This is a genomic window from Kitasatospora sp. NPDC088351 (genome assembly GCF_040685575.1).
Classification (GTDB): domain Bacteria; phylum Actinomycetota; class Actinomycetes; order Streptomycetales; family Streptomycetaceae; genus Kitasatospora.
On sequence record NZ_JBFBIL010000031.1, the window covers coordinates 45,186 to 61,085 of the forward strand.

At 73.7% G+C, this 15,900-nt stretch carries 13 protein-coding genes; 6 read left to right on the plus strand and 7 right to left on the minus strand.

The window, feature by feature from the left end; translation table 11 throughout:
* Window positions 1–130: 130 nt before the first annotated feature.
* The 7 genes from AB0P06_RS21815 to AB0P06_RS21845 form a co-directional block, all read right to left on the minus strand.
* Window positions 131–868 (minus strand): class I SAM-dependent methyltransferase, encoded by a 738-nt coding sequence (locus tag AB0P06_RS21815; RefSeq protein WP_363609718.1) that lies wholly within the window; start codon window positions 866–868, stop codon window positions 131–133.
* Window positions 865–1,905 (minus strand): thiopeptide-type bacteriocin biosynthesis protein, encoded by a 1,041-nt coding sequence (locus tag AB0P06_RS21820; RefSeq protein ID WP_363609720.1) that lies wholly within the window; start codon window positions 1,903–1,905, stop codon window positions 865–867. Before AB0P06_RS21820 ends, AB0P06_RS21815 begins: the two co-directional genes overlap by 4 nt.
* Before the next feature lie 20 nt (window positions 1,906–1,925).
* On the minus strand, window positions 1,926–3,233 hold the full coding sequence (locus AB0P06_RS21825) for a lanthionine synthetase C family protein (protein ID WP_363609722.1): 1,308 nt from the start codon (window positions 3,231–3,233) through the stop codon (window positions 1,926–1,928).
* Window positions 3,230–6,271, minus strand: coding sequence for a lantibiotic dehydratase (locus tag AB0P06_RS21830; protein ID WP_363609724.1), 3,042 nt, complete (start codon window positions 6,269–6,271; stop codon window positions 3,230–3,232). The genes AB0P06_RS21825 and AB0P06_RS21830 overlap by 4 nt, the downstream gene beginning before the upstream one ends.
* 279 nt (window positions 6,272–6,550) lie before the next feature.
* The gene (locus AB0P06_RS21835) at window positions 6,551–6,751 is read right to left on the minus strand and encodes a hypothetical protein (RefSeq protein WP_363609726.1); all 201 of its coding nucleotides are present in this window, start codon (window positions 6,749–6,751) and stop codon (window positions 6,551–6,553) included.
* Window positions 6,752–6,965: 214 nt separating this feature from the next.
* Window positions 6,966–7,391: a hypothetical protein gene (locus tag AB0P06_RS21840; protein ID WP_363609728.1), complete on the minus strand. Its 426-nt coding sequence runs from the start codon at window positions 7,389–7,391 to the stop codon at window positions 6,966–6,968.
* Between the two features lie 188 nt (window positions 7,392–7,579).
* Window positions 7,580–8,035, minus strand: coding sequence for a hypothetical protein (locus tag AB0P06_RS21845; protein WP_363609730.1), 456 nt, complete (start codon window positions 8,033–8,035; stop codon window positions 7,580–7,582).
* Between the two features lie 231 nt (window positions 8,036–8,266).
* Here AB0P06_RS21845 and AB0P06_RS21850 point away from each other — a divergent pair, with 231 nt between their 5' ends.
* From AB0P06_RS21850 to AB0P06_RS21875, 6 genes are all read left to right on the plus strand, one after another.
* The gene (locus AB0P06_RS21850; RefSeq protein WP_363609732.1) at window positions 8,267–8,728 is read left to right on the plus strand and encodes a hypothetical protein; all 462 of its coding nucleotides are present in this window, start codon (window positions 8,267–8,269) and stop codon (window positions 8,726–8,728) included.
* A gap of 109 nt (window positions 8,729–8,837) precedes the next feature.
* Window positions 8,838–10,136, plus strand: coding sequence for a CBS domain-containing protein (locus AB0P06_RS21855; RefSeq protein ID WP_363609734.1), 1,299 nt, complete (start codon window positions 8,838–8,840; stop codon window positions 10,134–10,136).
* A gap of 404 nt (window positions 10,137–10,540) precedes the next feature.
* Window positions 10,541–12,007, plus strand: coding sequence for a divalent metal cation transporter (locus tag AB0P06_RS21860; protein WP_363609736.1), 1,467 nt, complete (start codon window positions 10,541–10,543; stop codon window positions 12,005–12,007).
* A gap of 17 nt (window positions 12,008–12,024) precedes the next feature.
* Window positions 12,025–12,147, plus strand: coding sequence for a hypothetical protein (locus AB0P06_RS21865; protein WP_363609738.1), 123 nt, complete (start codon window positions 12,025–12,027; stop codon window positions 12,145–12,147).
* 31 nt (window positions 12,148–12,178) lie between these two features.
* Window positions 12,179–14,461 (plus strand): hypothetical protein, encoded by a 2,283-nt coding sequence (locus AB0P06_RS21870; RefSeq protein WP_363609740.1) that lies wholly within the window; start codon window positions 12,179–12,181, stop codon window positions 14,459–14,461.
* Complete coding sequence (locus AB0P06_RS21875) at window positions 14,451–15,788, plus strand: hypothetical protein (RefSeq protein WP_363609742.1); 1,338 nt, start codon at window positions 14,451–14,453, stop codon at window positions 15,786–15,788. Before AB0P06_RS21870 ends, AB0P06_RS21875 begins: the two co-directional genes overlap by 11 nt.
* The last annotated feature ends 112 nt before the right edge of the window (window positions 15,789–15,900 follow it).

The following is a 15,900-nucleotide window of genomic DNA, read 5'->3' on the forward strand; positions in this document are numbered from 1 at the left end:
TTTGGCCCACAGCCCCCGCCGTCCCACCCCGCCCCGCCGCGCCCGCTCCCTCGCCGCGCGGCCTGATCTCCTCCACGGCTCCACCAGTTGAGACCGGGACCCTTGCGGGCGAGGGCGCCGAGCCCGCGGTTCACCGCAGGACGAGGTGCGCCAGATAGTGGAAGTCGCCGTGGTGGATCTCATGAACGCGCCACGGGGAGCCGGTGACGAGTTCCTCCAGCTCGGCGGGGGAGAGGAAGGCGTAATCGAACCATTCCGTCGCCAGGCCGGCGTGGTGGACCCTGATCCGCCACTGCCCGGGCAGCCGGCCGCGCGCGGCATTGTGTTCGCGGTAGCGGTTCTCCGCGGGCGTGGTCAGGCGGGCCGGGTCGAAGGTGGTGCCCAGCAGCGAGGCCCCCGCCGCGGCCACCCTGGCGAGTTCCGCGAGAACCCGGGGGGCCTGCTCCCTGCTCTCCAGGAACCCCAGCCCGTTGCCCGTCATCACGATGGTGCCGAACCGGCCGTCGACGGGGCCGAGGTCGGCCGCCGTGCCGCGCACCGCGGGAAGCCCGCGGTCGAGGCAGAGCCGGACCGCGCCCGGTGACGGGTCGACGCCCAGGGCCTCGTGGCCGCGGGCCCGGAGTTCGGCCAGCGTGCGCCCCGCTCCGCACCCGATGTCGAGGACCGGGCCGCGGACGCGGCGCAGCAGTTCCCGGTCGACGTCCGGCCAGGCGTCGGCGGTGCTGAAGTACATCGAGGCGGGGGAGCGGTAGAGCCGGCCGTCGTCCCGCTCCAGGACTTCCTGGACGCCGCCGTGCTCCCAGCAGTCGCGGACCAGCGCGCCGAACGCGTCGCCGGTCGTGGGCGTTTCGTGTGGCCGGGTGGTCACGGCTGGCTCTCCTCTGACGGGCCCTGGGCAAGCGCCTCGGTGATGCCCACCTGCCAGTTCTTCGGCATGCGGGCGCGGTTCCAGTGGAAGACGGTCAGGAGGGCGGCGGCCTCCCGCGGGCCGACCCGTGCGCCGGGACTGCCGAAGTACTCCTCGTGCCAGGTGTCGCACGCCCGCGCGACGGACTCCTGGAACGCGTCGAACGCCGGCTCGATCACCGGGGCGCGCAGTGCGGCCAGCTGCTGCGGCGAGTGCCAGAGCAGGTTCAGCCGGGCCGACAGGGCGGGCCAGTCGGCCGGCGGCTCCGCCTCGAATCTGCGGCCGAGCTGTCGGCGCAGCCGGTCCCAGACGTCCCGGTCCTCGAAGTCGGCGACGCCCAGCCGCTCCAGCAGGACCCGGGTCGCCGCCAGGGACAGGGCCCAGCCGGGGGCGGGCGGCGTCGGCAGCGACAGGTGGCTCAGCCACAGAAGGGAGTCGGCCGTGAAGACCCGGTGCACGCCGCGCATCGACCGCGGCCCGCCGAACAGGTGCTGCTCCGGCTCGTAGACGGCGGGCCGGACCTCGGTGAGCAGGCCGGCCGCCCGCCAGTCCTCCCACGCCCGGGCGAGTCTGTCCTGGGTCTGCGCGCGGTACGCCGCGCAGGTGTCGAAACGGACGCGCAGTCCGGGTGTCTTGTGGACGAAGAAGAAGTCGTCGATCCACCGGGCCGCGAGCAGTTCGCGCACGGTGTGCAGCAGGCCCTCGTACAGCGCGGGCGTCGCGCCGTCCGGCCCGGGGACGAGCCGGTATTCGAGCCAGGTCCGCGGTTCGGCCGCGGCGCGCAGCGCTGTCAGCCCGGCGCCGAGGAAGCACTCGGCGACGGGCCGCAGCTCGGGGTCCGCGGCGGTGTCGGCGTGGTCCAGCTGGGCCGCCACCGCGCGCAGGAACTGCGGGACCGTCAGCCGGGCTTCGCCGATCCGGATGGTCTCGCCGTCGTGCGGGGCGTCGTGGTCGCCGGGCGCGGGGGCCGGTCGTCCGGCGCCGGGGTGGGTGCGCATGTGGTTCCCCATGTGGTCGGTCAGTTCAGCAGCAGGGCGATGTCCCAGGGCAGTGACTCCTCCGGGCGGGCGTAGTGGTTGAGGGCGAGGGCCAGGCCGGCCGTTCCTTCGAGGAAGCCCGCCGGGTGGCTGCCGCCGGCCAGGCCGTCGTAGCCGAGCTGCAGGCGCGGGGGGCCGTCGGCCTCGAACTCCTCGATGATCCGTCCGGCGATGGTGTCGCGCAGCCCGCGCACCGGTGCCGCGTGCGGGCCGTCGGTGAAGTACCCGAGCAGGTGCAGCACTCCGGACCAGCCGTGGCACAGCGACCAGTGTTCCGTCCCGAACGACTCCAGCGGCAGGCGGGTGAGGGGCGCGATCGAGGCGTGGGCCTGCTCCAGCCAGTCCGCGCGGCCCATGGCCTGGCCGGCGATCTGCAGTGCCCGCGAGATGCCGGGCGCGCCGTAGCACCAGGCGGTCCGGCCCCGGGCGCGGCCCGGTTCGGCGTTGCCGAAGGCGGACAGGGAGACCGTCGGCGGCCAGAACGGCCCGTACTCGTCGGTGTCCTGGAACCGGTCGAGGAGCGCCACCAGCGACTCGACGGCCTCGCGCTGGCCGTCGACGACGGCGCCGTGCCGGTGGGCGATGGCGAGCAGGGCGAGCGGGCCGGCGATGCCGTGGGCGAGGCCGAGGTTGAGGTGGCCGTGGTCGACCAGTGCCGGGTCGGTGGCCGGATGCCAGTTGGGCGGGGTGACGGACCAGTAGCGCGGCACCCGCTGCCCGTGGTGGTCGGCCGGGCCGGTCATGCCGACCAGGGAGGTGAGCAGCTGCTCCATGTCGGCGGATCCGCCGAGGCCGCGCAGCAGCAGGTAGCGGCCCAGACCGGCCAGGCCGTCGAGGACGTCGTAGCGGGCCATCGGGCCGAGCGGCACGGTGTCCACCAGCCGGGACAGCGCGGAGGCGGCCGCACCGGCCCTGGCGTCGAGCGCGGCCAGGGCCCGGCCGTAGCCGCCGCCGGCCTGGCTGGCCAGATGGAGGGCGAAGCCGAGGCCCGCGACCTCGTAGAGCAGACCGTGGTGCGGTGCCGGCTGGGTTTCCAGACTGGCCGCCGCCAGCGACGCGTACCGGTGCGCGGTCAGCCGCTCCGCCGGATCGCGCAGGCTCCGTTCGCTGAACAGCAGGGCGATGCCCGCGTGGCCGCTGGCCAGCGACGAGACCTTCCACCGCTCGTCCGGCCCGGTTCCGTGATCGGCCTGGGGCAGCGACGCCGGGTCCCGCAGCTGGCCGGCCAGCTCCTCGGCCAGGGCCAGGGCCTGCTCGCGGTACGTGGGCGGTGCCGTGGTGGTGGTCACGTGCGGTTCCTTTCCGGGACGTGTGCGGGCCGCCGGTCCTGGCCCTGGGCCTGGTGGGCCAGCCGGCCGCGGTGGGCCCGGGCGGCCTGCCCCAGCAGGGCCAGGCCGGCGAGTTCCCCGGCCGGGTCGATGCCGTACAGCCGGTTGTGATGCATGTGGAGCAGGCTCGCCACGGCCGCGTCCTGCCATCCCCGGCCGCCTTCCCGGCCGATTCCCGGCAGCACCAGCTCGCCGAACCGGCCTGCCGCGGCGGCGATCCGGGCAAGAGCCGGACGGTACGGATCGGGAAGGATCCCCGCCAGCAGTTCCCTGGCCCGACCGGGTATCAGGAGCCGTTCGGCGGCCCGGACTTCGTCGCGCGGCCGTGCGGCACCCGGGCTCCTGGGCGCCACGCGGCCCACCCACGCGCACCAGTCCCACGGGCCCAGGGAGTCCAGCAGGTGGACGTACCCGGCGAGCAGTACCTCGGCCTTGTCGGCCCCCGCGCCGCGGCCGCCGAGGGCGGTGAGCAGGCCGACCGCCGCCAGGCTGTCCGCGCAGAACCACTCCTCCGCCCGTGCGACGCCTTCGACGCCGCCGTACCGGGAGGTCTCCTGCCCGTAGCCGGAGACGCGGAAGTCCCTGATCAGCCAGGACGCCTTCAACTCGCCGCACCCGCTCAGCAGTTGCGGCCAGACGGTGGCGGCGATCCGCTCGGCCGGGCCGTGCACCCGGAACCGGACGTGGTCGCCCGACTGCCGGTAGCGCATGAAGAACCAGCGGTCGACCGCTGCGCCGAACCGGTCCAGCAGCGCGGGTATGTGACGGGTGATCAGTGCCTCGTGCGCCTCCGGCAGGGCGTGGAGCTCGACGAACGCCCACTCGCCACCCGGCTGGTGCACGGGCCGCACGGCGCTGTTGGCGACCCGCTGCGGGTCCAGCGCGGGTACGGGGCCGGGGGCGGGCGCCGCGGCGCGCAGGGGCACGAGGATCTCGTTGCCGTGCCCGCCGAGCCAGCCGAACGCGTCGGCCTGCGCGTGCGGGCTCTCGGTGATCGTCACCCCCTCGCGCAGCACCTCGCGGCGCAGCATCTCCCGCTGGAACCCGCTGCTCAGGTCGAGTTCGCACACCTGGTCGCGGTGGCCGACGCTCACCCGGTCGTCGACCCGCAGCTCGCGCCGCCATGTCTCCACCGCCCGCGGCCAGTCCCGGCCGTGCTCGGCGTGCTCGCGCAGCCCGGGGCCGGGCTGCCAGCTCAGCGGCGAGACGACGACCCGCCCGAGCCGTACCCGGGGCAGCACCGGAAGGTGCTCGAACGGCCCCCAGTTCCACGCCTGCCAGATCTTCTCCTCCCCGCAGTACGCCAGTTCACCGAGGAAGCGGACCAGGTTGGGCGCGGCGGTCCCGAGCGACAGCACGTGCGGGATCACCGGGCGCACCTCCTGCCCGGTCCTCTCCCAGTACAGGCGCAGCCGGTCCCCGTCCGCGGCGACGACCAGGTCGCGCCAGTCGATGCGGCCGGGGCCGGCCGGATCGTCGAAGGTCCCGACCGGGATGGAATGGGGGAGCATCCGCGGCACCTGCATGACGTTCAAAGCGCGGGGCAGCACCGGGACGAAGTCCACCTGGGCGGCCAGCGCCTGCCCGTCGCCGGCCAGCAGCCGGCCGAGGTCCTCGGACGCGCCGGCGAGGTCGGCGAACCGCCCGGCCATCGCACCGGCGGTGAGGGTGCCCGTGGTCGGCGTGGTCACCAGCGTGAAGTCCCCGGCCGCCAGGTCCGCCCGGCTGCGCGCCACCAGCTGGAAGCAGAGTTCGAGGGAGGCCGGCGGCGGCGTTTCGGTGTCGACGCCGAGCCTGCGGATGTCGTCGTCGGTGAGTACGACCTCCCGCCGCTCGGCGGACAGCCCCCGCTGGAGCACGTCCGCCAGCGCCCGCACGCGGGCGCTCTCCGCCGGCGACTGCTTGGGGCGCTGCCCGGCGGGGAAGTCGGTACTGGTCCGCGGGTGCAGGTAGGTGGCGGGGTAGCCGAGGCCGCGGTGAGGATCCACCAGTTCCTCCAGGCGGACCGCGCCGTGCTGCCCGTAGGTGTCCAGGAAGGCCTGCCGGTAGCCCCGCATGTGGGCGAAGGCCCCGCTCGGCGCCGACAGCGACCACATGACCGCGCCGTACCGTTCCGCCTCCCGCAGCACCGCCCCGGGCAGTCGCGCGTCCGTGTCCATCCGCAGGTCGACCTGCGCAGAGACCGTCTTCGACGGGTGCGCGCGGGCGGACACCCGGACCAGCCGGCGGTACGCGTCCGTCCCCTCGCCCGGGGCGGTGGCGCGGTAGTCGGCCAGGGCGGAGCGCACCGCGCTCAACTGCGCCCTCTCCTCGGAGGATTCGGGCAGGGCCTGCTCCAGCGAGGCCAGGCCGGGGTCGTCGAGCGAGGTCGCGGCGAACTCGGTGAGGAGCACCTCGTGGTGCGCCAGCACTCCCAGGAACGTGTCGAGGTGCGTGCGGCCCAGGCGCGGGAAGGCGGTTTCGGCCGCGGCCAGCAGGTCCGGGTAGGGCACCGGGCGGGCCGCGGCCGAGCGGACCCAGGACAGCAACGGCGTGCAGCGCATGGACAGTTCCTGCGTCGCCTGCTGTGTCCCGGTGATGTCCGCGGCGTCGTCCCCGCGGGCCCGCAGGTGCGGAAGCACCAGCCGGTCTCCCCGGACGAAGCACAGGTTGTTGACCACCACCCGCAGCGAGTGCCGCACGTGCGGCGCCCTGAGCCACTTCGCGGCCAGCCCGTCGAACCAGCCCGCGTCGGGGCGGGCGGACTTGACGGCCGATCCGTTTGCCGGCCGGGCCGGGACGGTCGACACCCCGGCGAACAGGCCGAACGGGGTCGGGCGGCCGGTGATGCGCCGCGCGTAGCGGGTCAGTGAGACGGCGGTGCGGACCAGCCGCTTGCGGCTGAGCCGGGTCCCGTCGGCGATCCGGTCGAGCTCGGCGGTCAGATCGGGGCTCGACACCGCGATCGCCTCCCGCAGTTCGGCGCGGGTCGACAGCTCGCTGATGTAATCCGTGAGCATCTCTTCGGTCGGTGAATCGCCCGTACCGAGCCTGGCGAGCATGCCGTCAAAAGTGTCAGCCGGAAGTGCCGCGGACCTGATGAATATCGGTTCGGCGGCCGAGAAATGGCTTTGGCTGGGCATGCCGGAAGAATCTCGCTTCCATGAAGAAGGCCGACCGCCGCCGGCATCCGCGAAGAGGAGATCCGGCGGCGAAACGGAATCCGAGGCAGTGGACCTCGAACGGCGTCACCGCCCCTTCCCGCGGTGGAGCCGCGGGAAGGGGCATGGCCGTTCCGGCTAGCAGCACATCGGGTTGCAGTGGTTGGTGAAGCCACAGGAGGTGCCCGTGGCGCCGCCGGTGTCACAGGTGATGAAGGTGAACATCTCGGGCCGCAGCGGGGCGTCGGCACCACCGGTGATCGCCGTCTGGATGTCCAGGTCGAGGTCCATGAGGTCGAGGTCCTGCACGGTTTCCTCGGCAATGAGGGTAGTAGGCACATGAACTCCTTTGTCTCGAACGAATCCAGGAAATTCACCCGGTCCCGGGGCACGGCCGGCCGGGCGCCTTTCGGCGCCGCGACACCGGTGACTTCGGGGAGACGGAAGCGCCATTGTCAGCCCCCGTGTCGCACGACAAGCCAGCCCCCCCCAGGTGAATTATCCCGCCTGAATGGTTCGTCTCCCGGTGCAATTGATCCTTGATCAAGGCGTGTCAAATGTCAACCCTTTGCCATGGCTTGCCGTTCGAGGCGAGGCCGGCGCCGTCGCGGCGCATCTGGGGCAGCACCATCTCCGCCTCGCGGGCGAGCACGACCGTGTGCCGCTGGAGCGTGCGGTCGGCCGCGTGCGACAGGCCGGACGTCGCGGCACCGGCCGTCCGTGCCGCACGAACACCGCCACCAAACCGCCGGACGGCAACGAATGACCGCAGGTCGTCGCGGATCTCGTCCGCGTCCCGCTGGGCGCCGGCGTGCTCGGCCAGTTGCCGGCTGCTCTTGCGGCCCACCGGTGCCGGCAGGCCTCGCATGCGGTCGCGCATGCGGCGGCGGGGTTCGACTCGGCGGAAGCGGTGCCCGATGTCCAGGAGGAGATCGTCCGGTGCGCGGTTCCACATCCCGGCGGCGCTCTCGGTGATCACATCGGGAGGCTTCCCCGAAGCCGTCATGACCGAAGGCGCTGTCACGCGACCGAGGGGCGGCCCACGGGAAGCCGCCCCTCGATGCCCCGCACCCCGGCTGTGCTCCAGCCCGCCCGCATCGCCCCGGGTCACGCGGCAAAGTCCTGCTGGAGTACCAGGGGTACCGGTGCCGTCATGCCGTCATGCCGTCACATGGTGCGCGGGGGACGCGGGACGCCCTGCCAGCGGTAGAGCATGGACTCCCACACGTAGGTGTACGTGAAGGTGACCTCGAACGTGGTGCTCCGTTCGAGGTACGGCCCGCCGTCCTCCGGGGTGAGCCGGGTGAACGCTCCGTAGACGCTGGCGCGCGGGTACACGCAGACGGTCCAGATGTACGAGCCGGACGACAGCTGGACGTCCAGGGCGGGCGCGTTGCCGCCCGGGGTGTTGAGGCTCCAGGCGTAGGTTCCGGCGTCCAGGTACAGCCGTCGTGAGGTGCACTGCTGGGGAGGCGTCACGGGAGCCGGCAGCGGTACCAACTGGCCGTACCCCTGCAGGAACTCGTGCTCGGTGGCGGCGCCGGCCGGTGTGACCGCCGGGCCCGTCACCAGGGTGAGCACAAGGGCCGGAAGAGCGAGGATCCAGGTGAGTCTGCGCAGCATTCGTGCCTCCGGTCGGACGGGCGTTCCTGCGGGCGGAGCCTGTGGTCTATGCCAATTCTGCTGGCCGGCCGCGCCCCTTCCCATCCCAGAACCCTGGGATCCCGTCGGCGGGCCCGGCTCCGGGCTCCGCCTTGCGGGCCCGCCCGCCGCCGGTCCGGGTCGCCGGTAACAGCGCCTTCAGCACCACGGTCGGCGGCCGCGTCACAATGAAGGAGAGGGAAGGTGGTCCGTATGCGGGCGATACCCCACCTGCGGACCGGCGAGGGCATGGCGGCGTTCACCGCCGCCGTCGTGGCCGTGGCGGCCATCGCCGCCATCGGCGTGTCGCCTGCCGGGGCCCGGCCCGTCGTCGCTGCGGCGCTCGGCGGAGCCGCGGTCGCCGTTCTCGGCGTTCTGGCGGCGTCGGCCCTCGTGCGCCGGGCTCGTTCCCGCCACCACACCCGGCAGCTCGACCGCGACCCGGCGGAGGCCTGGTTCGCGGCGCCGTCCATGGAGGACTTCCCCGAACAGGAGCTTCGCCGGCTCCTGCCGGAGACCGACGCGCCGTCCATGAACCGTCTCTGCACCGCGTGGGTGTTCGCCACCCACGGTCACGACGCCGTATGGCTCGAACGGCACTTCGACCTCACCGACGGCCTGGCCCGGAAGCTCGTCGAGCGAGCCCACCGACGCGGTCGGTTGCCGTGCCCCTGACTCCCGCACGACCCGCCTTGGCCCCGGCAGGCTGGGCCATTGGGGCCGGGTGCCGGCCCCACCCGGTGCGTCCCACGGGCCATCGCCGACGCCTGGTTAGCGTCGTGGCGTGGACCCCGTCGTGTCTCTCTCCCAACTGCTGCGCCGCCCGCTGGTGGGGCGTGGCGGCGCGGCCGTGGGCCGCCTGTCCGATGTGATCGTCCGCCTGCGCGGGCGCGATCACCCCCTGGTCGCCGGGCTGGTCGTGCGGGTCGGCCGGCGCGAGGTTTTCCTGCCCGTCGAGCAGGTCGCGGCCTTCGGCGGCGAGCAGATCCGGCTCACCAGCGAGGTTGTGGACCTTCGTCCGTTCGAACGGCGTGAAGGGGAGGTTCTGCTGCGCGCCGACGTCCTCGGGCACCGGGTGATCGACGTCGCCGAGGCCGAACTCGTCCGGGCACATGACCTGGAGTTGCGCCGGCGGCCGGACGGCTGGGTCGTCGACCGCCTGGACACCCACCCGCGCCGCGCCCGCCCGTTCGGGTTCCTCGCCGGTGGGAGCCGGCCGCGGTGGCGGGACTGGATGTCCTTTGAACCACTTATCGGCCACGCTCAGTCGGCACGCGTGCGCGGCCCGTCCGGGCGTTTGGCCCGGCTCAAGCCGGCCGACCTGGCGGACCTGCTGGAGGACGCCAACCGCACCGAATCCCACGAGATCCTGCAGACCGTCCACGCCGATCCCGAGCTGGAGGCGGACGTCTTCGAGGAGTTGGAGCCCGACTCGCAGACGCGCCTGCTCGCGGAGAAGAGCGACCGCGAGATCGCCGAGGTGCTGGGCCGGATGCGCGCCGACGACGCCGCCGACGCGATCAACGACCTTCCGCAGAGACGCCGACAGCCGGTACTCGACGCCCTGCCGGCCGGCCAGCGCGCGAAGGTCCTGACCCTGATGGGCTTCAACCCGTCCAGTGCCGGCGGTCTGATGGCCCTCGACATCCTCAGTGCGCGCCCGGACGCCACTGTCACCGAGGTGCTCGGCCTTGTCCGGGCGGCCCGCAACCTGCAGCCCGAGGCCCTGACCAGCGTCCACGTCGTCCGGGACGGAAACCGGCTGATCGGCACCGCGCCCCTGGTCGCCCTGGTGCAAGCCGACCCGGACACCCGCCTGGAAGAGGTCATGACCACCGAACCGGTCAGGGTGCTCCCGGACACCGACGTCGAGGATGTCGCCCTGCTGATGACCGACTACAACCTCCTCACGGTGCCGGTCGTCGACCACCGGGACCAGATCCTCGGCGTCATCACCGTCGACGACATCCTGGAAACCGTCATCCCCGAGGACTGGCGCCGGCGCGAGCCCGCCCCGCACCCCGCCCGCCGAAGCGACGACGAGCCGAGCGAGGCCATGAACACCACGGACCTCGACGGATGACGGCACCCCAGAACCCCCAGAACCCCCAGAACCCCCCGGACCACAACGACCGTGCCGACCGCCCCGCACACGCCCCCGCGAAGAGCCCCGCGAAGGGCCCCGCCCAACCCCCGCCGAAGCACGAGGACGCGCACCCCACCGCGCCGAGAGAACCCACCCCTCCCGCGCCCCGACCGGCCAGACGGCCACCGGCACCGGCAGCACCCGATTCCGCGCCCGCACCCGCGAGGCCGGTACCCAGAAAGCCGGATGCACCACGGCCCAGCGCGGTCCTGGACGAAGCCCACCTCGGCGACATCGAAGGCGCGTTCGGCCGGATCCCCCGAGACCACACCGAAGAACGCCCGAGCCTCAAGACCCGCACACTCACCCTGCTGGCCGTTCTCGGGCCCGGCATCATCGTCATGGTCGGCGACAACGACGCCGGCGGTGTCGCCACCTACGCCCAGGCCGGCCAGAACTACGGCTACTCCCTGCTCTGGGTCCTGCTGCTGCTCGTCCCGGTCCTGGTCGTCAACCAGGAGATGGTGGTACGCCTCGGCGCCGTCACCGGCGTCGGCCACGCCCGCCTGATCAACGAACGCTTCGGCAGGTTCTGGGGCTGGTTCAGCGTCGGCGACCTGTTCGTCCTCAACTTCCTCACCATCGTCACCGAGTTCATCGGCATCTCGCTGGCCGCCGAGTACCTCGGTGCCTCCACATACTGGGTGGTGCCGCTCTCCGCCCTCCTGCTGATCGCCGTCACCGCGAGCGGTTCCTTCCGCCGCTGGGAACGCGCCATGTTCGCCCTCATCGCCGTCAGCCTGCTGCTCGTCCCGCTCACCCTGCTTTCCGGGCCGAAGTGGGGCCAGGCCGCCCACCACTTCGTCGTCCCCGGAATCCAGGGCGGCATCACGGGTGACGCGGTCCTGCTGGTCATCGCGATCGTCGGCACCACCGTGGCCCCCTGGCAGCTCTTCTTCCAGCAGTCCAACGTCATCGACAAGCGCATCACCCCGCGCTTCATCGGCTACGAACGCGCGGACACCGTCATCGGATCGGTCGTGGTAGTCGTCGGAGCGGCCGCCCTCGTCATGATCGCCGACTACGCCGCCCGCGGCACAAGCTTCGCAGGCAACTTCACCGACGCCGCCGGCGTCGCCCACGCCCTCGAACAGCACAGCCGCGCACTCGGCGTCATGTTCGCCGTCGTCCTCATGGACGCCAGCATCATCGGTGCCGCCGCCGTCACCCTCGCCACCAGCTACGCCTTCGGCGACGTCTTCAACCTGAGGCACTCGCTCCACCGCGGCTTCGGCGAGGCGAAGACGTTCTACGCCTCCTACAGCCTGATGGTGCTGCTCGCCGCCGCCGTCGTCCTCATCCCCGGCGCCCCGCTGGGAGTCATCACCGAAGCCGTCCAGGCCCTCGCCGGACTCCTCCTGCCCTCCGCCAGCGTCTTCCTCCTCCTGCTCTGCAACGACCCCGAAGTCCTCGGTCCCTGGGTCAACCCCCGCTGGCTCAACCTCCTCGCCGCCCTCATCATCGCCGTCCTGCTCCTGCTCTCCGCCACCCTGATGACCGCCACGCTCTTCCCCCACATCGACGTCAAGACCCTGACCACCTGGCTCGCCGTAGCCCTGGTCGTCGCGCTCATCGCGGCGGCCGCCGGCCTGCGGATCGCCCGTCGGCGCTCCGGCGCCCCGGCCCGGGCTCCGGCACCCGCGATGCCGGCGGCCGAGAAGCTTGCCTGGCGGATGCCCCCACTGGCCCTGCTCAAGCCCGTCCAATGGTCACCGGCACTACGGCTCGGCATGCTCGCCCTGCGCGGCTACCTCGTCCTCGCCGCGATCCTGCTGCTGGTCAAAGCCATCCGCCTCGGCGGAGCGTGACCCGAGGGGAGAAGGCGATGCCGGCCCACCGCCGGCTGGTGCGCCGCCTGCCGTCGGGCCGGCGCCGACCAACGGCCCCGGAAGCCGCCGAGCGCGAGCAGGCCGCCACCGAGGCGAAGCTCGGGACCAGGCGCGGGTAAAGTAACCGGCCGAACCACCGGAAGGGCACCGATGCGGACGCTGTCAGGGATACAGAGACGGACCGGGACGTTCGGGGCCCTGGCGGGTACGGCGCTCGCGGCCCTCGTGCTGCTCGGCAGCGCCGGAACGGCCGTTGCGGCCGGCCCGAGCACCGCGCCGAACGCCACGGCAACGTCCACGGCGTCCGCCACCGCCGCGCCGGCCGGTCAACTCGCCCATGGCGCGACCCAGTCCGAGCGCCTGGCCGAGGAACTGCGCAAGAACCCGGTCTACGTCTCGGCCGACCGTCCCCGCGAACTGCCGCGCTCGCTCGCCCCGGACATCGCCGCCCTCGCCGAGCGCACCGGCGTGCCCACCTACGTGCTGGCGCTGCCCGCGGGCGACGCCGCGCTGCTCGCCCTGGTGCGCGACCGGCTCGGCGAGAACGGCCTGTACGTGCTGATCGGCGACCACGGCAGCATCACCGCCTCCGCGTTCGGCGTCGACGTCCCGGTCGAGGAGGCCCGCCGCATCGCCCTGTACGGCACCCCGTACGGGGCCGGCCCGCTCGCCGCGTTCGAGTCCTTCGCCGACGCGATCGCCTCCGGCCGCGACCGGGCCGCCGCCAAGGCCGACGAGTTGTACGACCGCTACCACAAGGACGGCAAGCCCGACCTCTACATCAGCTCCACCGACCGGCAGAACCAGAACCTGCTGCTCGGCCTGGCCGTGGTGGTGACCCCCGGCCTGGTGCTGGCCCTCGGCATCCGGCTCTCCCGCCGCCGCTCCGACCGGCCGCGGCCGGCCGGGAAGAAGAAGGCCGCCGGTTCGAAGGCCCCGGCCGTCGTCCTGACCAAGACCCCGGCCGTCACCCCGGCCGTCACCCCGGCCGTCACCCTGGACAAAGGCGCGGGCAAGGCCGCGGCGAAGCCGAAGGCCCCGGCCCGCACCACCTGGCCCGCCGCCCGCCGACGCGGCGTGCTGCCGGTGACGGTGGTGGCGGCGGTGGCCGCCGCGGTCGCGGTGGTGCTGGCCGCGCCCACCGTCTTCCCGCAGACCGTAGACAGCCCGTACCTCAACGTCACCCAGGGCGACCTGGACGCCCGGGTGGAGGAGGTCGCCACCGGGCTCGCCGCCGGACCGATCTACCAGGACCCGTCCACCGCGGACGCGCTGACCGCCGCCGACCTGCCCGCGATCCGGCAGCGGATCGCCGAACTCGCGCCCAAGGGCCCGGTGCACGTGCTGGTCACGCCGACCGACAGCGACGACGAGAGCGGCGGCAGCAGCAGCATCCTGCTCGCCCGGGTCCACCAGCGCACCGGCCAGAACGGCGTCTACGTGCTGATCGACCCGGTGTCCGGCCGGATCGACCTGGACACCTTCGGCACCGACCAGGACGCCGCGCGCCGCTTCCTGCGCCTGCCGTCCACCGTCCTCTACCCGGAGTACCGCAACAACGGCGACCTGCAGGTGGTGCCGCGCCTCAACCAGACCCTGGACGCCGTCGCCGCCGCCCAGCCGGGGAGGGACGACGGACCCACGACCCGCGACGCCGAACTGCCCCCGCTGCGCGACAACCGGCTGCCCGGCCTGTTCAGCAGCGACTTCGGGCCCGGGATCGTGCTCGGCACGATGCTGCTGGGCGCGCTGCTGCTGGTCGCCTGGCTGGTGATCGCCATCGCGCGGGCCGTGCTGCACTCCCGCCGCACCCCCGCGGCCGACCCCTCGCCGCAGCAGCACGCCGGACCCCGGCACGCCACCGCGCTGCCGTCCGTCCGGCAACTGCGCGCCTGGGCCGCCGCCGACGTCCGCGAACTCACCGGGCGGCTGGCCGCCGCCGACCAGGCCGCGCCCGGCCGCACCCGAGCCTGGGACTGCCTGGACGCCGCCGAACTGCTGGCCGACACCGGCGACGAGCACCCGGACGAGGCCACCGAGGCGGGCAACCTGGCCACCGTCGCGGTACTCGCCCAGGCCGGACTCGCCGCCCTCCGGGGACACCTCCACCCCACCCTCTGCCGGCTCAACCCGCTGCACGGCGAGGCCACCGGCGGCAAGGTCCCGGGGTGGCTCGCCGACCTCGGCATCGGCCCCAGGTCCGCGCAGCTGTGCCCCGCCTGCCGGGACGCCTTCCGCAGCAGCGGCGCCAGCCACAGCACCGCCGACCCGGCCGCCCGCGAACGGGAGGCCACCGAACGGCTGCTGCGCCTGCCCGGGGCGGACGGCCGCACCCGGACCGCCTGGGACGAGACCGGGCAGGTCCTGCCGGCCGCCCGTGAAGGGCTCGAAGCACTCATCCTCAGGGCCAGGGAGTCCGCCAGTGTCCAGTGACCGACTGACCAGTGACCGCCCGACCGGCGCCTCCCGCGGCCTCGCCGCCGGACTGCTCGCCGCCCTGCTGCTGGCCTGCACGGCGCTGCTCGGCACCGGCACCCCCGCCCGGGCGGAGACTGCGGGGACCGGGCCGACCGCCACGACGATCGCCGAGGCGCTGGCCACCAGCCCCGTCTACGTCGACCCGTCCTACGCGGCCGCCGTCAACCCCGCCCAGCAACAGGCCCTGGTCGACCAGATCGCCGCGACCGGCATGCCGATCAAGGTGGTGCTGGTGCCGCTGAAGAAGGGCGACGCCTTCGACGGCAGCTCCCGCACCCTCGCCGCAGTGATCAAGGAGCGGCTCGGCCAGCAGCAGCTGATCCTGATCAGCACCGACGAGTACGGGAAGTGGCTCAACGGCACCGAGTGGCCCACCGACGCCCATCAGACCCGCGACGCCGCCTCCGCCGTCGGCTTCCTCAGGGAACTCAACGACGCCGGACTGGCAGCCCGGGTCGCCAAGGCCGTGGAACTGATCAAGGCCGGCAACGGCACCGAGGTCTACAAGGCCGAGACCGCCAGGATCGACAAGGAGCACTCGGCCCGGCCCGAGGTCAAGGAGAACGCCTCCGGCTCCTCCTCCGGCCGCGGCCCCGGGACCCTGCTCGTGGTCGCCGCGGTGCTGGTCCTCGCCGCCGTCGGCGCCGCCTTCCTGGTGCGCCGCCGCCGCTCGCCCCGGCACACCGCCTTCACCTTCCCCGACGCCGTCTTCGCCGCCGAGCAGGCCGCCGACGAGGCCGGGCTGCGCCGCCAGGCCACCGCCGAGATGCTCGCCCTCGGCGAGGCCGTGGAGCACGGCGGCGGCGCCGCCACCCCGGGTCTGAGCCGAGCCCTGGACGCCTACGACGCGGCCGGCCGGGTACTGGACGCCGCCCGGGGCCTCCCCGACCTGGTCGGAGTGCTGGCCCTGACCGCCGAGGGACGCTCCGCCCTGGCACCGGCTCCCGGACTCCCGCTGTGCTTCTTCGACCCCCGGCACGGCACCGCCGTCCGCCGCACCACCTGGCGCCCGCTCGGCCGCCGGGAGCGGGCCGACGTCGCGGTCTGCGAGGACTGCGGCCAGGCCCTGCGCGCCCGCCGCTCGCCGCAGGTGCTGGCGGTCCGGGACCAGGGCCGCACCGTCCCCTACTTCGAGGTGCCCGCCGAACGCAGCCTGTGGGCCGCCACCGGCTACGGCTCCCTGCTGTCCGGCCCCGACGACACCCTCGCCGCCCGGGTCGGCGCCGGCGAGTTCAGCCGCGCACGGCAGCAGTCCGAGGACCACGGCGCGGCCAAGGACTGAGCCCGACATACCCCCTGACGGGGCGCCGGTTCCCCGGCGGAACCGGCGCCCCGCCGTTCCGCCGCCCGTCCGGGTCGCACAGTTCCCGCACGGCCGACGCGCCAGGAGCTGG

Coding starts and splice junctions, on each gene's coding strand:
- AB0P06_RS21820 (WP_363609720.1), bottom strand. CDS start 1,905: ATGCGCACCCACCCCGGCGCCGGACGACCGGCCCCCGCGCCCGGCGAC.
- AB0P06_RS21830 (WP_363609724.1), bottom strand. CDS start 6,271: ATGCTCACGGATTACATCAGCGAGCTGTCGACCCGCGCCGAACTGCGG.
- AB0P06_RS21845 (WP_363609730.1), bottom strand. CDS start 8,035: ATGCTGCGCAGACTCACCTGGATCCTCGCTCTTCCGGCCCTTGTGCTC.
- AB0P06_RS21850 (WP_363609732.1), top strand. CDS start 8,267: ATGCGGGCGATACCCCACCTGCGGACCGGCGAGGGCATGGCGGCGTTC.
- AB0P06_RS21860 (WP_363609736.1), top strand. CDS start 10,541: ATGGTCGGCGACAACGACGCCGGCGGTGTCGCCACCTACGCCCAGGCC.
- AB0P06_RS21865 (WP_363609738.1), top strand. CDS start 12,025: ATGCCGGCCCACCGCCGGCTGGTGCGCCGCCTGCCGTCGGGCCGGCGC.
- AB0P06_RS21870 (WP_363609740.1), top strand. CDS start 12,179: ATGCGGACGCTGTCAGGGATACAGAGACGGACCGGGACGTTCGGGGCC.